This is a genomic window from Limosilactobacillus sp. C0001E2 (assembly GCF_056590915.1).
Window position 1 is genome coordinate 1 of record NZ_JBWPXC010000001.1, and the last position, 22084, is coordinate 22084.

At 40.5% G+C, this 22084-nt stretch carries 27 protein-coding genes and 2 pseudogenes; 22 read left to right on the top strand and 7 right to left on the bottom strand.

The window, feature by feature from the left end:
- Window positions 1-112 precede the first annotated feature (112 nt).
- Window positions 113-973: an arginase family protein gene (locus AC1EKL_RS00005; protein WP_480188930.1), complete on the bottom strand. Its 861-nt coding sequence runs from the start codon at window positions 971-973 to the stop codon at window positions 113-115.
- Between the two features lie 76 nt (window positions 974-1049).
- Between AC1EKL_RS00005 and AC1EKL_RS00010 the strand changes: the two genes are divergently transcribed.
- Both AC1EKL_RS00010 and AC1EKL_RS00015 read left to right on the top strand, forming a co-directional pair.
- Window positions 1050-1847, top strand: coding sequence for a MerR family transcriptional regulator (locus AC1EKL_RS00010; protein WP_480188931.1), 798 nt, complete (start codon window positions 1050-1052; stop codon window positions 1845-1847).
- A 106-nt stretch (window positions 1848-1953) separates the two neighbouring features.
- Window positions 1954-2106 carry a hypothetical protein gene (locus tag AC1EKL_RS00015; protein WP_480188932.1) on the top strand — a complete coding sequence of 51 codons (153 nt, stop codon included), beginning with the start codon at window positions 1954-1956 and terminating at the stop codon, window positions 2104-2106.
- A 60-nt stretch (window positions 2107-2166) separates the two neighbouring features.
- Here AC1EKL_RS00015 and AC1EKL_RS00020 read toward each other — a convergent pair whose 3' ends face one another.
- Complete coding sequence (locus AC1EKL_RS00020; protein ID WP_480188933.1) at window positions 2167-3057, bottom strand: LysR family transcriptional regulator; 891 nt, start codon at window positions 3055-3057, stop codon at window positions 2167-2169.
- A 113-nt stretch (window positions 3058-3170) separates the two neighbouring features.
- On the opposite strand from AC1EKL_RS00020, the gene AC1EKL_RS00025 reads away from it, so the two are divergent.
- The 9 genes from AC1EKL_RS00025 to AC1EKL_RS00065 all read left to right on the top strand — a co-directional run bounded on the left by AC1EKL_RS00025 (window position 3171) and on the right by AC1EKL_RS00065 (window position 9607).
- Entirely contained in the window at window positions 3171-3806 is a 636-nt protein-coding gene (locus tag AC1EKL_RS00025; RefSeq protein ID WP_480188934.1) for an NAD(P)H-binding protein, read from the top strand.
- Between the two features lie 98 nt (window positions 3807-3904).
- The gene (locus tag AC1EKL_RS00030) at window positions 3905-4387 is read left to right on the top strand and encodes a flavodoxin (RefSeq protein WP_480188935.1); all 483 of its coding nucleotides are present in this window, start codon (window positions 3905-3907) and stop codon (window positions 4385-4387) included.
- Complete coding sequence (locus tag AC1EKL_RS00035; protein ID WP_480188936.1) at window positions 4387-4722, top strand: hypothetical protein; 336 nt, start codon at window positions 4387-4389, stop codon at window positions 4720-4722. The genes AC1EKL_RS00030 and AC1EKL_RS00035 overlap by 1 nt, the downstream gene beginning before the upstream one ends.
- Before the next feature lie 21 nt (window positions 4723-4743).
- Window positions 4744-5109: a cyclophilin-like fold protein gene (locus tag AC1EKL_RS00040; RefSeq protein ID WP_480188937.1), complete on the top strand. Its 366-nt coding sequence runs from the start codon at window positions 4744-4746 to the stop codon at window positions 5107-5109.
- Between the two features lie 34 nt (window positions 5110-5143).
- On the top strand, window positions 5144-5911 hold the full coding sequence (locus AC1EKL_RS00045; protein WP_480188938.1) for an SDR family NAD(P)-dependent oxidoreductase: 768 nt from the start codon (window positions 5144-5146) through the stop codon (window positions 5909-5911).
- A gap of 149 nt (window positions 5912-6060) precedes the next feature.
- The gene (locus AC1EKL_RS00050; RefSeq protein WP_480189097.1) at window positions 6061-6804 is read left to right on the top strand and encodes an SDR family oxidoreductase; all 744 of its coding nucleotides are present in this window, start codon (window positions 6061-6063) and stop codon (window positions 6802-6804) included.
- 57 nt (window positions 6805-6861) lie between these two features.
- Entirely contained in the window at window positions 6862-7701 is an 840-nt protein-coding gene (locus AC1EKL_RS00055) for an alpha/beta hydrolase (RefSeq protein WP_480188939.1), read from the top strand.
- A gap of 12 nt (window positions 7702-7713) precedes the next feature.
- Window positions 7714-8208, top strand: coding sequence for a YbhB/YbcL family Raf kinase inhibitor-like protein (locus AC1EKL_RS00060; RefSeq protein ID WP_480190156.1), 495 nt, complete (start codon window positions 7714-7716; stop codon window positions 8206-8208).
- 16 nt (window positions 8209-8224) lie between these two features.
- Complete coding sequence (locus AC1EKL_RS00065; RefSeq protein ID WP_480189771.1) at window positions 8225-9607, top strand: hypothetical protein; 1383 nt, start codon at window positions 8225-8227, stop codon at window positions 9605-9607.
- A 46-nt stretch (window positions 9608-9653) separates the two neighbouring features.
- Here the strand turns inward: AC1EKL_RS00065 and mscL are convergent, their stop codons facing one another.
- Window positions 9654-10025, bottom strand: a complete 372-nt coding sequence (gene mscL / locus AC1EKL_RS00070; RefSeq protein WP_480188942.1) for a large-conductance mechanosensitive channel protein MscL — start codon at window positions 10023-10025, stop codon at window positions 9654-9656.
- A gap of 15 nt (window positions 10026-10040) precedes the next feature.
- On the bottom strand, window positions 10041-10226 hold the full coding sequence (locus AC1EKL_RS00075; RefSeq protein ID WP_480188943.1) for a hypothetical protein: 186 nt from the start codon (window positions 10224-10226) through the stop codon (window positions 10041-10043).
- Window positions 10227-10455: 229 nt separating this feature from the next.
- On the opposite strand from AC1EKL_RS00075, the pseudogene AC1EKL_RS00080 reads away from it, so the two are divergent.
- Window positions 10456-11023 (top strand): annotated as a pseudogene (locus tag AC1EKL_RS00080) (DNA/RNA non-specific endonuclease); the annotation flags it as partial.
- 280 nt (window positions 11024-11303) lie between these two features.
- Here the strand turns inward: AC1EKL_RS00080 and AC1EKL_RS00085 are convergent.
- Together AC1EKL_RS00085 and AC1EKL_RS00090 are read right to left on the bottom strand one after the other, a co-directional pair.
- On the bottom strand, window positions 11304-12263 hold the full coding sequence (locus AC1EKL_RS00085; RefSeq protein WP_295731532.1) for an L-lactate dehydrogenase: 960 nt from the start codon (window positions 12261-12263) through the stop codon (window positions 11304-11306).
- Window positions 12264-12374: 111 nt separating this feature from the next.
- Window positions 12375-12560 carry a hypothetical protein gene (locus AC1EKL_RS00090; RefSeq protein ID WP_040455524.1) on the bottom strand — a complete coding sequence of 62 codons (186 nt, stop codon included), beginning with the start codon at window positions 12558-12560 and terminating at the stop codon, window positions 12375-12377.
- Window positions 12561-12761: 201 nt separating this feature from the next.
- On the opposite strand from AC1EKL_RS00090, the gene AC1EKL_RS00095 reads away from it, so the two are divergent.
- The 10 genes and pseudogenes from AC1EKL_RS00095 (at window position 12762) to AC1EKL_RS00140 (ending at window position 21174) form a co-directional block, all read left to right on the top strand.
- Window positions 12762-13061, top strand: a complete 300-nt coding sequence (locus AC1EKL_RS00095; RefSeq protein ID WP_464465289.1) for a hypothetical protein — start codon at window positions 12762-12764, stop codon at window positions 13059-13061.
- 61 nt (window positions 13062-13122) lie between these two features.
- Window positions 13123-14082, top strand: a complete 960-nt coding sequence (gene prmA, locus AC1EKL_RS00100) for a 50S ribosomal protein L11 methyltransferase (protein WP_480188944.1) — start codon at window positions 13123-13125, stop codon at window positions 14080-14082.
- A complete protein-coding gene (locus AC1EKL_RS00105) occupies window positions 14083-14829 on the top strand; it encodes a 16S rRNA (uracil(1498)-N(3))-methyltransferase (RefSeq protein WP_480188945.1) in 747 nt (248 codons plus the stop codon).
- Between the two features lie 67 nt (window positions 14830-14896).
- Window positions 14897-15226: a hypothetical protein gene (locus AC1EKL_RS00110; protein ID WP_480188946.1), complete on the top strand. Its 330-nt coding sequence runs from the start codon at window positions 14897-14899 to the stop codon at window positions 15224-15226.
- Window positions 15227-15249: 23 nt separating this feature from the next.
- Window positions 15250-17481: a RelA/SpoT family protein gene (locus AC1EKL_RS00115; RefSeq protein WP_480188947.1), complete on the top strand. Its 2232-nt coding sequence runs from the start codon at window positions 15250-15252 to the stop codon at window positions 17479-17481.
- A 12-nt stretch (window positions 17482-17493) separates the two neighbouring features.
- Entirely contained in the window at window positions 17494-17931 is a 438-nt protein-coding gene (dtd, locus tag AC1EKL_RS00120; RefSeq protein ID WP_480188948.1) for a D-aminoacyl-tRNA deacylase, read from the top strand.
- Between the two features lie 296 nt (window positions 17932-18227).
- Window positions 18228-18887: an amino acid ABC transporter permease gene (locus AC1EKL_RS00125; protein ID WP_480188949.1), complete on the top strand. Its 660-nt coding sequence runs from the start codon at window positions 18228-18230 to the stop codon at window positions 18885-18887.
- Window positions 18868-19545, top strand: a pseudogene (locus tag AC1EKL_RS00130) (amino acid ABC transporter permease). The gene AC1EKL_RS00125 and the pseudogene AC1EKL_RS00130 overlap by 20 nt, the downstream one beginning before the upstream one ends.
- An 18-nt stretch (window positions 19546-19563) precedes the next feature.
- Window positions 19564-20301, top strand: a complete 738-nt coding sequence (locus tag AC1EKL_RS00135) for an amino acid ABC transporter ATP-binding protein (protein WP_480188950.1) — start codon at window positions 19564-19566, stop codon at window positions 20299-20301.
- Window positions 20302-20313: 12 nt separating this feature from the next.
- The gene (locus tag AC1EKL_RS00140) at window positions 20314-21174 is read left to right on the top strand and encodes a transporter substrate-binding domain-containing protein (protein ID WP_480189773.1); all 861 of its coding nucleotides are present in this window, start codon (window positions 20314-20316) and stop codon (window positions 21172-21174) included.
- 63 nt (window positions 21175-21237) lie between these two features.
- Here the strand turns inward: AC1EKL_RS00140 and AC1EKL_RS00145 are convergent, their stop codons facing one another.
- A complete protein-coding gene (locus AC1EKL_RS00145; RefSeq protein WP_480188951.1) occupies window positions 21238-22077 on the bottom strand; it encodes a fructosamine kinase family protein in 840 nt (279 codons plus the stop codon).
- Window positions 22078-22084 lie beyond the last annotated feature (7 nt).

Consider the following 22084-nt stretch of genomic DNA (forward strand, 5'->3'; position numbering starts at 1 on the left):
ACTCCGATTGAATATCGAAATCTTACCTTAGAAAAAGTTGTCTAAATTAAAGTGTCCAACTTACAGGGTTCACTTCAAAGTAACTATTTCAGGTTACCTAGCATTTTTATATTTAGAATATCTTGATATTTTTCATTAAATTCCGCATTTGCAGTGCGCTCCATGGCATGTACTCAGCAATCGTCAAACCAACTAGGTCGTATTTTTGACTTAATTGGCTGACATAGTTCCAGGCACTTTCCTGAGGGATTTTACCAATTGCTGCATTATCTGGAATTTCAATTTGGCTAAGTGCTGGATCGTTAAAGAAAGTTGCATAAAAACTTTTTGGGGCCATTACATCAATGTCAAAGTGAACAAAGATCTTCTTAAAATTATGCTTCTCAAGCCATTCTACAGTTGTAGAGAAGTCGATCGTATTGGTGACTTGTGGCTGATATGAAATACCGAGCCGCTTTAGTTCGTCCTTTTCATGTGATAATGGCTCCGACAAGGCTGGATAAAAGACTTGATCTGCAGAAATAGGATGCTGAACAAGACTAGCTAAAGCGGGATCACCAGCATTTAGTAAATTTCCTAACACCATTGCATGTTCATTATAAAACATTTCAGGTGTTGAAATATCTGGATGAGCATCAACCCAGATTACAGCAAGATCACCATCATAATAACCATTTAAGTAATCAACAGGTGCCTGTGATACTAAACAGTTACCACCTAAAGTAATAATTTTATTGGGATGATGTTTTTGAATGACTTCAGCTGTATCAATCACGTTTTGTTTGACGATTGATTGCCCATAGACACCATTTTCTTTTTCTAATTTGGCTGGTTGGTCAGGAATGCGAACTGTTACAGAGTCTTGTTCAGAATTTTCTGGAGCAATTGTTGTTAGAATTTCTGCACCAAGTCGATAGACTGGATTTTGTCCTGCTTGCCAATCGGGAACAGTTAATCGAAGTGTTTTTTCCATTATTGTCAACTCCTTTGTATTTCCTATGGATAACATGATAAAGTCTATAGTAAGAATAGAGTCAAGGAGTAAAATTATGTTTTCGATTGGAAAAATGGCTAAGTTAGGTCAGACGTCTGTTCAGACACTTCGTTTATATGACCGACTCAATTTATTAAAGGTGGCCCACCGTGATATTGATAGCGGATATCGATACTATACAGCTGACCAATTATTTAGGTTAAAATTGATTAAGTATTTGCAAGAAACTGGATTGTCGTTGCAAGAAATAAAGCAGGTAATGGATCAACCTGATTTATTATCGGACTTCTGGGAGAAGCAAGAACAAGTAATTCGTGGAAATATTCAACGAGAAAAAGAACGCTTACGAATGGCCCAATTTCAAAAACACCAATTTGAGATTGTTAAAATACTGGAACAGAAAGTTGATGCGGGAGTTTACTATCGGCACGTAAACCAGTTGGTATATCAACAGCCAATTCAAGATATTATTACACCGGTTGATAAACCAGATCAGGAAATGATAACACTTGACCAGCAGCTGCTTGAGTTAGGACAAGTTCCAAACTTGGAATATGGCTTTATTTTTAAAGCTGACAATTATTTGAACCTAAGTGACATTCATTACCAATTCCAATTTAAGACCCTTATGAATAATATCGATGGGGCAATTAAGCAGGGAGGATATTATGCATGTATTGCTTTTAATTGGTCACGGGTTAAGTATCTTAGTTACTATCGACAGTTATTAGATATGCACCGAGAAAAAGTCAGCGAAAGTCCAATGGTGATTGAGGAATCATATCCACAAGATTATCGCCGTTTAAATGATGGTACTAACTTTATTACTGAACTACGGATTCAAGTCAGGTAGACTGCTAATAAAAACGACCGATTATTAGCATATTTATTCTTGAAGGGTTATACTAAAAGAAGTAAATTTAGGTTTGCCAAAATCAAAATTGAGAGAAGGAGAAATCATGAATATCTTTTGGCGAGTACTTTGGGTTGTTGCTTACGCGATTACAGCTTACTTTACCTTTACCGGCAATATGATGATGGGAATGTACTGGATGGCTGGTACCATGTTGTGTGAAGCCGTGGTTGGTTTGGTGATGAATTTACGTAAATAAAGCTAAATTAGAAAAAATCCGCTCATTGAAGGAATTACCTCCCTAAATGAGCGGATTTTTTTATTGTTGTATTAATTGGCGAACGTGATCCATAAAGTTCTTAACCTTACCAGTAGCATGTTTAGGGGCGAGAATACCATACTCAACTTCAATATTAGTCTTTAGGGGAATTGTGACTAAATTAGGGTGAATATCTTTCCAAGGAGTTACATTGATTAATGCATCATTTTCATCAACGGCCTGGTTAAAGACATTAATATCATAACGTCCATTGGTGTACTTAATGGTAATTTCCGGATCAGTATCAAGAATCTCTTGGCGTAATTGGTCGTTTTTTTCACTGACCCCGGTTGGTACCATCAGAAGGGTTTGTCCCTTTAAGTCCGTAATTGACAGTTCTTCTTTGCTAGCGAGCGGATTATCACTTCGTACCGCAATACCAAATTGGTAAGTACCCAACGGAATTGCAGTTACTAAACTTCTGGTGGTGGCTTGATCAAAGGTTCCAATCATAATGTCACATTCCCGGCCGAGCATTGAATATTCACGGTTATTAGCGGTTAAGTCTCCTGGGATTTGTAAAATTTGCAGCTGGTAATTTGGTAGTTGGGTTTTAATCTGATTCCAGGTGGGCATAAAAGGCATACTTGGATGGAGAAGGGATGTACCGAGGCGAATATTTTGAATGGTGCCATCTAATTGGTGACAATCCGTATACACCTGCGTGGTTAACTTAAGCACGGTTTCAGCATATTTCAAAAAGACTTTACCACTTGGGGTCAGGGTTACACCGGTACTGGCACGATCAAATAGCTTAGTATCAAGCTCCTGCTCCAGTCGGTTAATTTGTTTCATTACCGCAGTACTGGAAATGAAGTTCTGTTCGGCGGTTTTTGTGAAGCTTCCAGAGCGTACGACTGAAATAAAAGTCTGTAAATTATTGGTTTCCATAGTATTGCCTTCCTATCAACCATTAGTTAACACCATCTTAACGATGAGCTTCTTCCTTGTCAATGGTATTGGTTGCATAATAAAACCATCGAATGAAGCAAGGAGGCATTGAGATGAAAAGAGTGTTGATTTTGGGAGCAACAAGTAATATCTCACATTATTTGATTCCAAAGTTGCTCCATCAAGATGTTTTTCTGACTTTATTTGCTCGTCATGGTCGACAGCGGCTCACACAACTAGTCAGTAACCCAAAAGTTCACGTCATGAACGGTGATTGGAATCAAATCGATGATCTGCAACGAGCTATACAAAATCAACAAATCGTCGTGATGGCGACTAGTCAATTTATTGAGGCCAATAAAAATGTGGTTGCCGTGATGAAAGCTAAACACGTTAATCGCTTAATTACTGTTAGTGAATTAGGAATTGAAGATGAGGTCACCGGTGCGTTTGGCAAATGGAGTCAAAAGATGATGGGGAATAACCAAAATCTAATCGAAGCCGCCAATATTATTAAAACAAGTGGTCTGAACTTTACCTTAATGCGGTTGGCCTGGCTTTATGATCAGGATGGTAATGAAGAATACGAAGTCATCCCATCTGGCCAAGCGTTTCAGGATACGCAACTAACTCGTCAGGCCGCTGCGCAATTTATTGCTGAGATCGTAAACAATCCGGCGAAAGCATCTTACCAGAGTGTTGGTGTCGCTGAACCGAATACTAAATGGGCTAAACCATCGTTTTACTGATTGGAGGAATTGACATGCAAACATTAATCACGTTCGTTATTAGTTTCATTTTACTTTCAGTAGTTTTACCAAAGAATAATTAAAGGGAGGCATGCAAAATGGCAAGTAATATTTTAATCGCCTATTTTAGTCACTGGGGCCATAGTAAGGAGTTTGCAGAAGCAATTCAAAAGCTAACTGGAGGAGACTTATTTGAAATTAAAACGAGTCAATTCTATCCAGCAGAACATGATCCATGTTCAATTCAAGCACATAAGGAGCAATTAGCCGATTATCGTCCAGAATTAATTAATCAGGTTCCTAATATTGACCAATATGATACCGTTTTGATTGGTCATCCAATCTGGTGGTACCGGGAACCAATGGTCATTCGGTCATTCTGGGAAGCATATGATTTTAGTAACAAGAAAGTAATTCCATTTGCAACTTCTGGCGATGTTGGAATTGAAAATACTGAAAAGGACACGAAGAGATTCTTGCCAACCGCAATCGTAAAGCCAGGATTACGACTGGAAACCCATGCGGTGACAAGTAGTACCACGCAAATTGAAAAATGGTTAAAAGAGGATGGTGTAATCTAATGAAAAAAATAGTAATTGCAGTAATGTTGTTGGTTTTTGCTAGTGTGCCGCTAGTTGCTCGGGCAGCAAGTTCTCGGGTAACCACTGATGATGTAGTCGGTGTTTGGGTTAACCACCACGATAAGGATATTCATCAACAAATTACCTTTACCAAGAATCATCATTGGCGAGAAAACCAGCATGGGCAAAAGGATATTTATAAGGGTACTTGGAAGATAACTGGTAAGCATGAAATCACCTTGGCACCCTATGATGAAGTGATTCGCTTTAGTAAGAACAATCACAAGATGACGGTGATTAACTATGATCACGTCTTGACAAGAAACCCGCGTTAACCACAAGAAAGGATGATTAAAATGAGTAAACAATTAGTCGAAGTTATCATTAATAATGATGTTAAAGTAACTGCCCAATTTGAAGATAATGCAACAACCCGTGAATTAATTTCACGGATGCCATTTACGATTAGTATGGATAACCTCTATGCACCACGTGAAATGTGTCACCGTTATGGTCGCGGTGGCTTGCCAACTGATGATGCCAGGGACCGTTCATACAAAGTTGGCGACATCTCCTACTGGCCGCCGATGGGGAGCTTAGTGATTCTATACAAGCAAAATGGTGAAATCTTTGAACAACAACCAATTGGTCACATTGATAGTGACGTGAGCTTCTTTAGTAAGCTGGGTTCAGCTGACGTTACCTTTCGCTTAAAAGCTTAATTTAGAAGAAACTATTCGGAAGGGAGAAATCAGGATGACAGAGGTTAATTATGATTTTAATGGCAAAGTTGCAATTGTTACAGGAGCACGGACCGGGATTGGCCTAGCAGCAGCAAAAAAATTTGCCCAAGCTGGGGCAGCAGTTGTATTAGCGGGACATCATGAGCCAAAAGATGAAGCAGCCGATCTCCGGAAGCAAGGTTATAAAGCTGACTCATTCGCTGTCGATGTTGCTAATGAAGCTCAAGTTCAACAAATGGTTGAATTCACCGTTGAAAAATTTGGTCGATTAGATTTTGCCTATAACAATGCAGGTATCCAGAGTCCAATTACTAATACTGCTGATCTGGCTTTGGATGAATATGAGAAAGTGATGGATACCAATCTCAAAGGTGTTTTCCTTTGCATGAAATATGAATTACGACAAATGGCAAAGCAAAATGAAGGTGGCAAGATTGTTAACTGTTCATCAATGGGCGGCCTGGTTGGATTACCAGGACGGAGTGCTTACCACGCTTCTAAGCATGGGGTCCTGGGAATGACTAAGAGCACGGCCCTTGAATATGCAGATCAGGGAATTAACGTCAATGCCGTTTGTCCAGGAGTGATTCATACACCAATGGTTGATCGGATGATGAAAACTGAAAAGCACGCCATGGATGAGTATATTCGGGACATCCCAGAGGGACGGTTGGCAGAACCAGACGAGATTGCGGATGCAGTATTATTCCTATGTTCAAATGCTGCAAGTTATGTTGTTGGGCAAGCGCTGGCTGTTGATGGTGGCTACACAATTCACTAAACAATCTGTTAGTGACATTTTAAATGGTATCAACTAATAGTTAATAGAATATTAAATCATCGGCGATTCTATTAATCTTGCTAAGGATTTAAGATTAATAGTGTTGAAAGAGATAATACAAAGTAATCATTTTAAGGAGGAAGTTAATGATGGCTGTTAAAGGAAAAGTAGTAGTAATCACAGGTGCAGCTTCAGGAATTGGTGAAGCAACAGCTAAATTATTGGCCGCCAATGGTGCCATGGTTATGCTTGGGGCCCGCCGTGAAGACCGACTTTACAAGATTGCTAATGAAATTAACGTTAATGGTGGACGGGCAGATTTCCGGACTGTTGATGTTACTAAGCCTGAAGAAGTTGAAGCGTTAGTAAAGGCGGCTCAAAATAGTTTTGGCAAGGTTGACGTTATCTTTAACAATGCCGGAATCATGCCAAATTCACCAATGAGTGCTGTCCGGACTGATGAATGGAACAAGATGATTGACGTTAATATTAAAGGGGTTCTTAATGGAATCGCTGCGGTAATGCCAATTTTCACTGCCCAAAAGCATGGTCACATTATTACCACTTCATCAGTTGCTGGTCTTAAGAATTATGTTGGCTCTGGGGTTTACGGTGCTACTAAGTTTGCCGTTAAGAACGCGATGGAAGTTACCCGGATGGAAAGTGCTAACGAAGGGACTAATATTCGGACAACTACCCTTTACCCAGCTGCAATTAATACTGAATTGCTTAACCACATTGGTGATGAAAAGACCGCTTCAAACATGAAGAACTTCTACAAACAACATGGAATTTCACCAGATGCAATTGCACGGGTTGTCAACTTCGCCATTGACCAACCAGAAGACGTTGATATTTCCGAATTCACGATTTACCCAACTAACCAAGCATAAGATCCTATAAGGCTGAGTGAAAAGCTCAACCTTATTTTTCTACAAGGAGGAAAGACAATGAAAAAGTTACGAATCACAGGAATTGTTATTCTTGGTTTAGCAATTATCTTAGGGATTTGTTACCAACAAGGAATAATTCATTCAAGTAGTAATAAATATATTAAGTCCTCAACCCCAACAATCTTCTTTCATGGCTGGGGAAGCAGTGCGCATGCAGAACAACATATGGTTAATGCGGCTAAACGGGCAGGAGTTACTAACACCGTGATCCACGCTAATGTTAATCAGAAAGGTCAAGTAACTTTAGTCGGAAAGATTCCGCACCACGCCAATAATCCAATCGTTATGGTTAATTATGCAGATAACAAAAATAGTGATTATCACCAAGATGGTAAGTATGCATTCAACGTAATTGAAAAGCTTCAAAATACTTATCATTTTAAACAAATTAACTTGGTTGGTCATTCAATGGGTAATATGTCAACTAGTTTTTACTTATTAGATCATGCACATGATCAAAAGTTACCACGGCTAAATAAACAGGTAGCAATTGCTGGCCATTTTGATGGAATCAAGGGGCGTGACTTGCCAGGTAACTTAGCAGTGAATTCTCATACTGGCCAACCTAATAAAATGAGCCCAGCTTATCGACAGTTACTAGGATTGCGTAGCATCTATCCAAAGTCAGCCAAGGTATTAAATATGTATGGTGATATCGGCGATGGTTCAGATGGACAAGTAACGAATGAATCATCAAAGACAATGCGCTATTTAGTTTCCGGACGGGCTACATCTTATCAAGAAAAGAAATTTTCTGGTAAGCAAGCTCAACACAGTAAATTACATAGTAATCGACAAGTTGATCAAGCATTAATCAACTTCTTATGGTCAAAGTAGGGGGATTCATCGATGAAAATAAGTGTGCCACTAACTAAAGATGGGTATTTACCAGATAAGTATTTTAAATATTCGACTATTAAAAGAGCCGGCCAACCAGTAGTATCATTTCCCGTTAAGATAGCTGATGTTCCTGACGGAACTGAGTGCTTAGCATTATCGCTAATTGACTATGATGCGGTTCCACGAACGGGCTTTCCTTTTATTCATTGGTTGGCGACGAACCTGCCTGTTCAAAGTATTCCGGAAGATTTTAGTAGTGTTTTTGAAGGCCCTCAAGGAATGAATACATGGGCTTCACGGTTTTACGATGAAGATGATGAATACGTTATTAGTCACTATGCTGGTCCCATGCCGCCTGAAAAGCCGCACCGCTATACTCTAACCATTTATGCACTCAGTCAGGCCATGAATGTTAAAGATAAGTTTTTCTATAATGATTTCCGGGATGAACTGGCCGAGAAGATATTAACCAAAACAGAATTAATGGTAAATGCGCGTGATTAAAAAGGGAAACATCGAAGTGACAGTTAAAAATTGTGAAAGAATTTTATTAATTCTGTTGGTAATTATAAGTATTCTCAATTTGATTTTTGCAAACCAGTTTGCGGTGACATTAGCAATCGTTTCCGTATTAGTCCTGATTTGTGGTTTTCATCATTTAGGCAACGCTTTTAAGTGGGCAACTGGAATTTTTTTGTTGCTTGGATTAGTAATTGCTCAGTACGATCATTTTGCCTTAGCCAGAGTAATTGATGCTGTCAATTCGATGGATAACCTGATTGTATTGTTAATCGTGATGCAATTGTTTACCATTCCGATTGCGGTTGGTCATTACCAGAGTTCAATTGTGACACTTGTTAACGGTAAATTGCCAACGAATCGCAGTTTATTCGGTTTTACAATGTTAATTACATTTTTACTTTCGAGTATTCTTTCGATGGGGACGGTGCCAATCGTTTATTCGATTTTAGGGCCGACGATAAAGCAACGGCTTGGTGATCAGTATGACCACTTTTCGTCAGTCGCCATTAGTCGTTCCTTTACCTTGGGAACGTTGTGGGCGCCCGGGGCAGCAACAATTTTTCTAATCAGCACCATCACACATGTGCCAATTCCAAAACTATTTGTCCCCAGTTTTATTTTAGGATTATTAGGACTCTGTATAGCTTGGTTGATTGAACTAAATGGGTCTTCTTCAACAAAGAACGCTAATCAGAACATTAAAAGCCAAATTAACACAAAGAAGGCGACCTTAAAGGTCTTTCAAATTGGATTGGCAGTTATGGCATTGTTGATGATTGCTTTTACTTTGATTCATCTTAAAATTGGTGAGGCCATGATAGATGTGGCGTTAGCTGGACTAGTTGTCATTTTATTTTGGTTATTGGTTTTGCAAGTTAGAGATCATGGTCATCAGCGAACTGTTAAAGCTGGTAAAGAATACATGCAAAGCGGACTATTACGCGGTGGTAGTTTAGCACCATTCTTTGTAGCAATTGGTTTATTTTCAAATGTCTTTGAACATTCGCAGATATTTAAAATAATCGGCCAAGTATTAGCACCGTCCATCTTGCATTTATCATGGGGAGCGTTAGTCTTAATTCCACTCCTTGTTGTTGTTTTATCCCTAGTTGGTGTGCATCCACTCGCTTCGGTAACGTTACTGGGCCAGATAATGATGGGAATAAGCTTGCCATTTAATGCTTTGTCAATTGCTTTAGCTCTCAATATTGGTAGTGTATTAGCATACATGATGTCACCATTTGCTGGGATTGTGGTCGTGATTGCTAATATCCTTGGTATTAACTCAGCCACCGTTTCTTTAAAGTGGAATGGAAAATACTGTCTGCTTCTTTTTGTGATGAGCGTGATTTTTATTGCTGGATATTCAATTTTAATTTAAAAAAAAGGCCCAAAGTTCGAAAAGCTTTGGACCTAATTTAATCTTACTACTGTTTTTCTTCAAGCATTTTGACGATTTTCGCAAGTGATTCTTCAGCACTGGGCTGGGTTGGTTCTGGATTTGCTGGTTTTTTAGGAAATAGCTTGTTAACCATTTTAACCAACAAGAAAACCACAAAGGCGATGATCAAAAAGTTAATTATGGCATTAATAAAAACGCCAAATTTGAACGTGGCACCGCCAACCGTCCAAGCGAGGTTGGAAAGGTCAATTTTACCAACAAAGATCCCGATAAACGGGTTAATAATATTGTTAACGAGCGAATTAACAATGGAGGTAAAAGCCGCTCCAATAATTACCCCGACGGCCATGTCCATGACATTACCCCGACTAATAAACTCTTTAAATTCTTTAATCATGATGTGACTCCTTAACTATTTTTGAAAGGGGTCGATATCGTTATTTAAAACTCCAAGCAAGTACTTATAATTTTGACCAACTGCTACTGCATTGGTCAGCTTTTTGGCTTCTGGGTTGTCCATACTAGTCTTAACAGTCGCGTTGTGTTGAAGCATGGCAATGGTTAATTCAACCGCTAACTCTTGATTTGATTTACTCATAATAAAACTTCCTTTCTGAATGTTTCGTTTGTAATAATATGCTACCATTAAATTATTAATTTAGGGAAGTGAATTTATGAATTATCGGCAATGGTTAACTAAAATTAGTGTGGGAATCTTAGCGTTTGGGATCGGTATTCAAGCGCCGGTTGCTACTCAGCTTGGACCATCATCACAAGTCACGGCTTTGGCAGCCAAAAAACACCATTTAACGGTGGACGAAAAGCAATTAGCCAATCTTGATTATCAAGGACAGCAAGTGATTGTGGTAAATAATAATCAACCAACCAACCTTTACCAATGAAGATCTTGATACTAGCAAGGGGAGTTGGCAAAAGTATGCATCCTTGGATCAGTACAACCGCGCGACAGGAGCAGACGCATTACTAAACAAGTCCATGATGCCAACTGCAAAGCGAGAACCGCTCCACGTCAATCCGAGTGGCTGGCATAATAAGAAAGTGAATGGTAAATACCTTTACAATCGGTCGCATTTGATTGGTTATCAGCTCAGTGGCCAGAATAACAACTGGAAAAATCTAATTACTGGCACCCGATCATTAAATGATCCGGCAATGCTGAAGTATGAAGATCAGGTGGCCAGTTTCTTAAAGAGTCATCCAAATCAGTATGTCCGTTATCAGGTTACGCCAATTTATCGGGGCGCAGAAAAGGTGGCCCGCGGCGTTCACATGCAGGGACAGTCAGTCGGTAGTGATGCGGTCAGCTTTAATGTCTACCTTTTTAACGTTCAAGATGGTGTCAATATTAATTACGATGATGGGACAAGTCAGGTGACTAGTAGCGAACAAGAAAGTGCAACTACTGCGGTGTCCACTAGTTCAGTTTCCGCCAAGTCAGGGGCTGATGATAATCAAAATCAAACGGTGTATGTAACACCAAGTGGGCACAAGTACCATTATGATCCGAATTGCCGGGCATTGCGGCGATCGCATAGTGTTAGTCAGATGACGGTGAGTCAGGCTCGTAATGCGGGGTATACACCATGTGGTTTAGAGTAAACAAAAAAGATCTCAACAAAAGTGTTGAGATCTTTTTTTTCTATACTTGAAATTCTTAGGCGTTTCCTTGAAGCTTAGCCATTCCGTTCTTGGCAACTTCTTCAAGAGTCTTAGCAGAATCAGCCATAGCCTTCTTTTCACGATCGTCCAATGGAACTTCCATTACTCGGCCAACACCATTGGCGTTAACAACTGCAGGTGTACCAATGTAGATATCCTTTAAGCCGTATTCACCGTTTAATGGAGCACCAATTGGTAAAACAGCATTTTCATCATGTAAGATGGCCCGTGAAATCCGGGTAAGGGCAGTGGCAACACCATAGAAGGTTGCACCCTTTAAGTTAATGATTTGGTAAGCCTTCTTACGAACGTCATCTTCGATCTTGAGTAATTCATCCATTGAAATACCCTTTTCCTTGGCAAGTTCCAGAACTGGCACACCACCAATATTTGCGCTGGAGTAAGCAGCAAATTCGGAGTCACCGTGTTCAGCCATCATGTTAGCTTGAACATCAACTGGGCTAACGTCAAAGAGCTTGCCAAGAGCCACCCGCAGACGAGCAGAGTCCAGAGAAGTACCTGAACCAACCACCTTGTTACGTGGGAAACCAGAAAGCTTTTGAACAGCGTAAGTCAGAACATCAACAGGGTTAGCAGCAACCAAGAAGATGCCGTCAAAACCAGACTTAACGATTGGTTCAACGACAGACTTGATAATCTTCAAGTTCTTGTCAACTAATTGCAAACGAGTTTCGCCTGGCTTTTGTGGTGCACCGGCAGTAATAACGACCAGGTCAGCATCCTTGCAGGTGTCGTAATCGGCTGAATAGAAAATCTTAGGAGCAGTAAATGGTGTTGCATCTTCGAGATCTAATGCATCACCCTTAGTCCGATCCTTGATGATATCAACAATTGCAAATTCTTCAGCGATTCCTTGTTGAGCCATGGCGAAGGCATAACTTGAACCTACGGCACCGTCTCCGACAAGAACAACCTTTTGATGATTCTTTGACATAGAAACACTCTCTTTCATTCAAAAAATTAGGCTGACCAAATGTCGATCAACCATTTTACAACATTGAATTATAACATCAAATACTAATTAACGTCATCTTTGATTTGTAATTTAATTAAAAAATGAGCCAAACCCATATAATAATCCACCCGCAATAAGAATAATGGCGGGAATCAGTAAGGCCTTAACGAAAAAGCCAATTAAGGCAACGATGATTAAGACCCCTAAGAGCCAAAAGGAAAACTTTAGCAACTTCCAAAGGAGCCAAATGACCAAAAGGCCGATTAATAAACTCATGTGGTTACCATCCTTTCTAAATGTGGAACCTATTATAGCGTTTTTATAAAGGTCCGGATCACTTTAGTTAACAGATTTAAGAGATCTTTATTTTCTGTACCTTTTGTAGAGCAAGACCTTGTGGTAAAATATAGTTTAACAAATTTTGTCCAATAAGGAATCTGGGAGGTGATTACCATTTTAAATCGGACCAAGCAGTTTATGCGTGATAATGATTTAACATATAAGAAGGAATATATTCGGCCGATGATGACCCCAGAGCATGTATATGTCTTTCGGTTTGGCAAGCATAAGCTAAATAATCGGGTAATCATTCGTTACTCTCACACGTGGACGGGCCGTTTGAAGATTAATGAAATCGATGTTCGATTGCACCACCAGCACCATCCGCGCATTTTTAAAACCGAGAAAGATTTGATCCTATATCTAACGGAACATCTCGAAAAGAAACGGGCACGTAAGCGTGAAGGCAAGCAGGCCAAAAATACTGAAAAAGAATAACTGGGGTGGAAAAGGGCGACGATAGTAGTCGCTTTTTTTGTCATTTAAAGGAGTGTGAATTATGGACTGGACAGCCATTACTGTCGAAACCACGAATGAAGCTGTGGAAGCAGTTAGTTATATTTTAAGTGATGCTGGTTCTACAGGCGTTAAGATTGACGATGCAGCTGATTATGCAAAGCTAAAGCGGGGGAAGTATGGGCCATATGGTGAAATTATTGATCCAGGTGAATTACCGCATCGTGAAACTGGTGCAGCGGTTACTGGTTATTTCCCACCCAAAATATTTGTTCCCGAATTAGTGACTGAGATTAAACAACGAGTGGAGCAACTGAAACAGTTTGGCTTAAACCCGGCTCCGGCGATAGTTACTTCATCGGCAATCGATAATCAAGATTGGGCGACAGAATGGCAAAAGTACTATCATCCGGTTCGAGTTACCAGTCAACTAACAGTGGTACCAGAATGGGAAGACTATCAGCTAGTGAACCCAAATGAAAAAACAATCATTTTAGATCCAGGGATGGCCTTTGGTACAGGGACTCATCCAACAACCCAGCTAATGCTTCAGGCTTTAGGAACAGTAATAATGGGTGGTGAATCTGTAATTGATGTTGGAACTGGTTCGGGAGTTCTCGCAATTGCTGCCAAACTGCTGGGTGCTGGTGATGTCGTGGCCTATGATGTCGATGAAGTTGCAGTTGAATCAGCTAAGCGTAACGTAGCGTTAAACCCGCAAGCAGCTGATATTCAGCTCGGGGTTAACAGTTTGCTTGATGGGATCAAAACACAAACTGATGTGATTGTTGCCAATATTTTAGCTGAGATTATTTTGCCACTCATCCCGCAGGCCTTTGTGAATTTGCGGCCCGGAGGTAAATTTTTGACTTCTGGGATCATTAAGGATAAGTTTGCAACGGTTCGTGACGCAGAGCTGGAACAGGGATTTGTGATTGATGAAACGCTCCGCATGAAGGATTGGTATGGCATTATTGCACATAAACCGACGGAGGACGAATAAATGCAACGATACTTTATTCACCAAGCGCAACTGCACACTAATGAAAAATTGCCTTTGCCATCGTCAGTTGCCCATCATTTTATTACCGTCTTCCGTGCTGAACCAGGAACGCAGTGTGAATTGGTCTTTGATAACGAACATGTTTATCGAGCATCACTAATTGACTCCCAAACAGCACAAGTTGAGGTCCTTGAAGATCTTCAGCAAAATGCTGAATTACCAGTTCACCCAATTTTGGCCTGTGGGTTACCCAAAACGAAAGGTAAGCCGGAATTAATTGTACAAAAGACAACAGAACTTGGGGCTGATGAAGTCATCTTCTTTGAGGCAGCGCGTTCGGTTAGCCATTGGACAACAAATAAACAAACTAAAAAAATTGCTCGTTTACAAAAAATTGCGAACGGGGCGGCTGAACAATCACATCGTAACCGGATACCGCAAATTTCATACTTGCCCAACCTCGCCGCAGTTTTGAAGCAAACGTCAGCGGAACAAAAAGTGGTTGCCTGGGAAGAATCGGCAAAACAGGGTGAGACGAGTACACTCGCCACGGTTTTACAACAAACAAAACCAGACGATCGGGTGCTAGCAATTTTTGGGCCTGAAGGTGGATTAACAGAAGATGAAATTACACAAATGCAAGCAGCTGGAGTGGTACCAGTGGGCTTGGGCCCACGAATTTTGCGAACAGAAACAGCGCCTTTGTATCTGCTGAGTGCGATTTCTTTTGCTACGGAGTTAAGTTGAAACTCTATCAATAGCAAAGATGTGCTAAAATTAATCCATTAAATCAGTAAGGAATGAAGAGAGAAGTATGAAAGTACTGCAAAAGAAAATTGATTGGCAAGTTGTAATTAGTAATGTCGTTTTCGGAATTATTTTAACAGCAGGTTTTGCCAAATTATCGTTTATATCACAGGTCACGATGATGTGGTTAGACTTGATTGTGATCAATGGTGGTTATTGTTTATGGATAGGTCATCATTATGTGCAACGTTCCCGGACTTGGGGAATATTGTGCTTTCCGATCATGTATTTAATTGGCAGTTACTTTTTTGCTCCCCATTACATGTGGTACTTCGTAATTATTTATCTTGGAGTTTCCTATCTTGCGTGGTCAATGGGACGTAGTGATAATAAGTAATCGTAAAGTCAGGAGGGGTGAGAATGTCGAAAGTTAAAGAATTAACGCATGAAGATGTTAAGAAAATGATTTCTTCTTATATGAATGAGGAGCATGTCGCATTATGTGAACGTGCCTATCATTTTGCTGAAGTGGCTCACCATGATCAAGTCAGAAAGTCTGGTGAACCGTATATTATTCACCCCATTCAGGTAGCGGGAATTCTTGCTGAATTAAGAATGGATCCAGAAACGGTTTGTGCGGGATATATGCACGATATTGTGGAAGATACTGGAGCCACGCTTGATGATATTAAAGAAATCTTTGGCCCAACGATTGCGATGATTGTTGATGGTGATACCAAGATTAGTAAAATTCATTACAAGTCGAATAAGGAACAAATGGCTGAAACTCACCGTAAATTGCTCTTGGCGATGAGTAAGGATATTCGGGTGATGATTGTAAAGCTCGCTGATCGGCTTCATAATATGCGGACGCTTAACCATCTTCGCCCTGATAAACAACGACGGATTTCCAACGAAACGCTGGAAATTTATGCCCCAATTGCTGATCGCTTGGGGATTAGTACGATTAAGTGGGAGTTGGAAGATCTCTCTTTACGCTACCTTAATCCACAGCAATACTATCGGATTGTTCACTTAATGCATTCTCGTCGTGATCAACGGGTTGCTTACATTGACGAAGCAATTAAGGAAGTTAAAAAAGCTACGGCTGACCTTAACTTAGGCCCAAATGTTGAAATTTATGGACGACCAAAGCACATCTATTCTGTTTATCGGAAAATGGTTACCCAGCATAAACAATTCAGTGAAATTTATGATTTGTTAGCGGTCCGGGTGGTCGTTGATTCCATTCGGGATTGCTATGCTGTCTTGGGAGCAATCCATACCACGTGGACGCCAATGCCGGGACGTTTTAAAGATTATATTGCGATGCCGAAAGCCAATGGTTATCAATCTCTACATACGACAGTGATTGGGCCAGAAGGGCGGCCATTAGAAATTCAAATTCGAACTCATCATATGCATGAGGTGGCGGAATTCGGGGTTGCTGCTCACTGGGCTTATAAAGAAGGTAAGACGGATGGGGTTCAAGCAACGCTGGATAGTCGAAAGCTAAACGTTGTCAAAGAAATTTTGGAAATGCGGAGTGAGAGTCACGGTACCGATGAATTTATGCAAGGGGTCCAAAGTGATGTCTTTACGGATAAGGTCTACGCTTTTACTCCGAAGGGTGATGTGATTGAAATGCCGAAGGGCGCTGGTCCGCTGGACATGGCATATCAAATTCATACTGAGGTTGGAAATCACACGACAGGGGCCAAGGTCAATGGTCGGATTGTGCCACTTGATTATGAAATCAAGAATGGTGATATTGTTGATATTCTTACATCCACATCGTCTGCAGGACCAAGCCGGGATTGGGTTGATTTAGTATCGACCCGCCGTGCTAGAAATAAGATTCGCCAATTCTTCCGGGCCCATGATCGTGAAAAAAACATTGTTGAAGGACAACGAATTATTGAGGAACAGCTGCGAAATGATGGCCTAGAACCATCAGAATTTATCACGACTGACCAAACCTTAAAGGTTGCAAATGAAATGCACTTTAAGGATGCGGACGACCTCTTTGCGGCAGTCGGCTTTGGTGATGTGCCGCCGGTGGGTGTTAAAAACCGGTTTACGGCTGATTTACGTCAAAAGGCAAAAGACGATAAGCAGCGTGAGGAAGAACGGGCACTACTAGAAGAACATAAAACCTTGGAAAGTTCCGCTAGTGATAAGAAAAAGATTGCCAAAGGCAATGGCGGTGTGGTTGTAGAAGGAGTTGATAACCTTCTTACCCGCCTGAGTCATTGTTGCAGCCCGATTCCGGGTGATGAAATTGTCGGCTACATTACAAAGGGGCGGGGAGTTTCTGTTCACCGGGTTGATTGTCCAAACATTAAATCTACTGAGCAAAGTGGCCAGCGGATTGTCCAGGTTTATTGGAGTAATCCAGAGGGCGATAAAACCAACTATAATGCGGATATTGAAGTTCAAGGATATAACCGTAATGGGATGCTGAATGATGTACTACATTCTATCAATAACAACACTCGGTTCCTAACCTCTGTTAATGGAAAAGTTGATAATAACCGGTTAGCAACTATTTCGGCGTCGGTTGGCGTACGTAACTTAGCACAACTGCGAATTATTATGGATGCCCTGAAGAATATTCCGGATGTTTATGTTGTTAAACGAGTAATTCATTAGGAGTGAAAAAGGATGCGAGTTGTATTACAGCGGGTTAATCATGCTCAAGTAAGTGTTGATGGCAAAGTAATCGGGAAAATAGACAAGGGTTACATGCTGTTAGTTGGGTTCGGCCCTAATGATACCGAAGAAACCCTCGACTATATGGTGCACAAGATTACAAACTTGCGGGTTTTTGAAAGTGAACCGGGTAAAATGAATTTAGGGCTACGTGATGTCGATGGGGCGATTTTATCAATTTCTCAATTCACGCTGTATGCGGACGTGAAGCACGGTAATCGTCCGGGATTTTCAAAGGCTGCTAAACCAAGTTTGGCCGAACCGCTCTACGATCAATTTAATCAGAAACTAGCGGCGACCGGAATTCCTGTCGCGACGGGACAATTTGGCGCGGATATGAAAGTTGATTTAGAAAATGACGGTCCGGTCACAATCTGGTACGAAAAATAATATTAAAAAAATCTAATTTTAGTATTGACATTTAGATTGACATTTAGTAAGTGCGCTTTTATAGTATAAGCATACTTTAAGAACGAGGAGGAATTACCATGTTGGCTTTACATCAATTAGTTTGTTGTACTTGTACTCAAATGAATAGTCGAACTGACATGGTAACAGTTGGGCTCTTTTAGGGTGCATGAATAGTACTAAATTAAAGAGCTCTCATTTCCTAATAAAATTTTAGGTCGTTAACCATGACAGTGGTTAGCGACCTTTTATTTTGCGTTCAGAAAGGATGGAGGTTTATGAATTGGGAAGTTATCCAACAAAGCATCCCCAGTTTCGTTAAGGGATTCCAACTGACGTTATGGCTTTCCTTCGTTGGCATTGTTGGTTCACTGGTTGTTGGGGTCCTAGTAAGTTTGGTTCGGTATTTTAAAATACCAATCATTAGTAAAATTTTAGGAGCCTATGTAGAAGTAGGTAGAAATACACCATTATTAATTCAGTTGTTCTTTCTTTATTATGGTTTCCCTGTCCTCGGGATGAAACTATCCGCGGAAGCGAGTGGAATTATTGGCTTGATTTTTCTGGGTGGTGCATACATGGCTGAAGGATTTGCTGGAGGCTTTAATGGTATTAATAAATCACAAATTGATGCTGGATTAGCGTTAGGAATGAACCAATGGGAATTAGCTCGGTATGTAGTTCTTCCCCAGGGGTTGGCGCTAAGTGTTCCAGCACTATCAGCAAATGTGATCTTCCTAATCAAGGAAACGTCAATCTTTTCTGTCATCGCTATTCCGGAATTAACCAATACAGCGCTTGATTTGATCGGAATGTACTATCGATCAAATGAATACTTATTAGTGTTAGTAATTGCATATGCGATTATTTTAATTCCGTTGATCCTATTCTTAGACTGGTTAGAAAGGAGGGTTCGTTATGGCTCATTCGGGAATTAGCGTGCTCCTTGAAGGGAGTAATTTTGCAAGGCTGATGGGTGGCCTTTGGACTTCCGTTTGGATTGCAGTAGTTTCATTGTTAATTGGATTGGTTCTCGGAACTGTTCTTGGTTTATTACGAACGATGAAAAACCGATTAATCCGTTTCATACTATGGCTGTATCTAGAATTCTTCCGAATTGTACCAACAATTGTCCTTTTATTCTTGGTTTATTATATTTTACCGCGGCAGTTTAAGATTGACTTGCCAGCCACTTGGATGGCGGTGCTCGCCTTTGCCCTTTGGGTAGCTGCTGAGTTTAGTGATATTGTTCGTGGAGCTTTAGAGTCAGTGCCTAAACATCAGCGAGAATCTGGATTAGCACTGGGCTTAACGTCCTAGCAATTATTCCGGTATGTTTTGCTTCCTCAAGCATTCCAGTTAGAACTACCGGCAACCATTAACTTGGCAACCCGGGTGATTAAAACCACTTCGTTATTAATGACGATTAGCATTATGGATGTAATCAATGTTGGTCAACAGATTATTGAAGCTAATAATCAGACGCATCCAACAGGAGTGTTCTGGGTTTATGGTTTGATCTTTATTCTTTACTTTGTAGTTGATTATCCGTTGTCGTTATGGGCAAAGCGATTGACTGCCAAGCAAAATTATTAATAAAAAGTGGGTGAAAAAATGGCAGAAGAAATTTTAAAAGTTAACCATTTAAATAAGTATTACGGTGATTGGCAAGCTCTTCACGATATTAATTTTAGTCTGAATAAAGGTGAGGTTGTGACCTTATTGGGTCCGTCGGGTTCCGGGAAAAGTACGTTAATTCGGACTTTAAACGGTTTGGAACCGTTCCGGAGTGGTGAAATTTATTTCCACGGCAAAAAGGTAGATCCATCACCGAAAGAATGGCAAGAATTGCGACAAAAGATTGGCATGGTTTTTCAAAGTTACGATCTCTTTCCAAATCTGACAGTTATCGAAAATATCTTGTTAGCACCAACCAAGGTTCAAAAACGACCGCGAGAGGAGGTGAAAAAGGAAGCCCTAGAATTGCTAGAACGGGTTCACTTAGAACAAGCCCATGCTTATCCACGTGAGTTGTCTGGTGGTCAAAAGCAGCGGATTGCAATCGTTCGTGCGTTAGCGATGCATCCGGAACTAATGCTTTTTGATGAAGTAACGGCATCGCTGGATCCAGAGATGGTTCGTGGTGTTCTTGAAATCATTAAAGAGTTAGCTGATCGTGACCACATGACAATGATCATTGTGACTCATGAAATGAATTTTGCGGCTAAGATTGCTGATAAAGTCTTGTTTTTAGAAGACGGCCGTATTCTTGAAGAAACGGCTGGTAAAGAATTTTTTGATCACCCGCAAACCAAGCGGGCTGCTGAATTCTTATCAAGTATGGAATTTTAATATAAGGAGATTATGAAAATGAAATTTAATTGGAAAAAGTTGATTGCGGGTGCATTAGTAACCATTAGTATCGCTGCATTGGCAGCAACTGCGGCAGTCCGGCCAACCACCGTGAATGCAGCTTCTAACCCAAGCTCAGTGAGCGCAATTAAAAAGCGTGGCGTCTTAAAAGTGGCGGTATTTGGCGACTTGCCACCATACGGTTGGGTAAATAAGGATGGTAAACGGGTCGGCTATGATGTTGCCTTGGCTCGACAAATGGGCAAAGATCTTGGTGTAAAGGTGAAGTTTGTGCAAGTGAATGCGAATAACCGGGTGGATACGTTAAATTCTAACAAGGCCGATATCGTTTTGGCTAACTTTACGGTTACTTCCGAACGTAAGCAAGTGGTCGACTTTGCTAAGCCATATATGAAGGTTTCAGTTGGAGTTGTTTCACCAAAGAAGAAGGCGATTACTAAAGTTAGTCAACTCAAGGGTAAAAAGGTGATTGTCACAAAGGGAACCACGGCTGAAAATTACTTTACTAGTAAGCAAAAAGGCGTTTCCCTTCTGAAATTTGATTCAAAGACGCAACAATTTAATGCCCTTAAGAATAACCGTGGAGCTGCGTTAGCTGATGATAATTCCTACCTGTATGCCTGGGTAAAGAATAATCCAAAGTATACCGTTGGTATTAAGAGCATTGGACCAAAGCAATACATTGCCCCAGCAGTCAAGAAGGGCAATAAGTCATTATTGAACTGGAGTAACCAAGAAATTACTAAGTTGAATAAGCAGGACTTCTTTACTAAGGATTACAACAATGAACTAAAGCCTTACTTTAGCAAGGATGTTAAGCCATCCGATATTATTATTACTTCTAATAAGTAATCATTACTCCTAACTAAAAAATATCCCGTTCGAATAATGAACGGGATATTTTTTAGTATTAGCTTAATATTGGGCTAAGATGTTATCGACTGCTGAACCATAGGTTTCGCCAAAAAGGATTAGGTGCATGCACAAATAATAGAATTGATACCAAGGTAACCGTTTCTCAAAGCCACTTCTAAGTGGTGAAACTTCATTATAAGCTTGGTAGAATGCTTGTGAAAAGCCGCCAAAGATTGTCGTCATGGCAAGATCATATTCACGATCGCCATAGAGCGCATCTGGATCAATTAAAGTTGGAGTTCCATTTTGATCAAACATGTAGTTACCAGACCACAAATCACCATGAAGTAGACTGGGTGTGACCTGATGTTTTGCATAATATTGGTCAAAAGCAGTGGTCATATTTTGAAAATGCAGATCACGCCAGTCGTTCCAACGACCAAGCTTTTGTGCAGCTCGAATTTCAGGTTGGAGACGTTGAGTGACGTAGAAATCACGCCAATCGTTGTTCCAGTGATTATCCTTTAAAAGCGCCTTAGTGCGGTGATTAGTGGAAAAGCCAAATTGTTCAGCATGTTGCTGATGTAGTTTGGCGACTGCTCGGCCAAGTGATGCTTGATCTTCTGGTCCTTCATCAATCCAATTTAGAATTAAGTAGGCATTGCCATCTAAGTCGCCTGAAGCAATCGGTGTTGGAGTGTTGATTACAGTACCTAAGGCTTTGAGGCCAGCTTGTTCATGGGCAAAGTATTGAGCAGATTGATGAGGTTGGACTTTGATGAAGTATGGAATTCCGTCTGCAATAACGCGGTATGCTTCATTAATATCACCGCCACTGACCGGTTCCCACGAAGCGATTGGGGCAATGGGTAAAGATTCAAACCAAGCATTTGTTTGCATAATAATC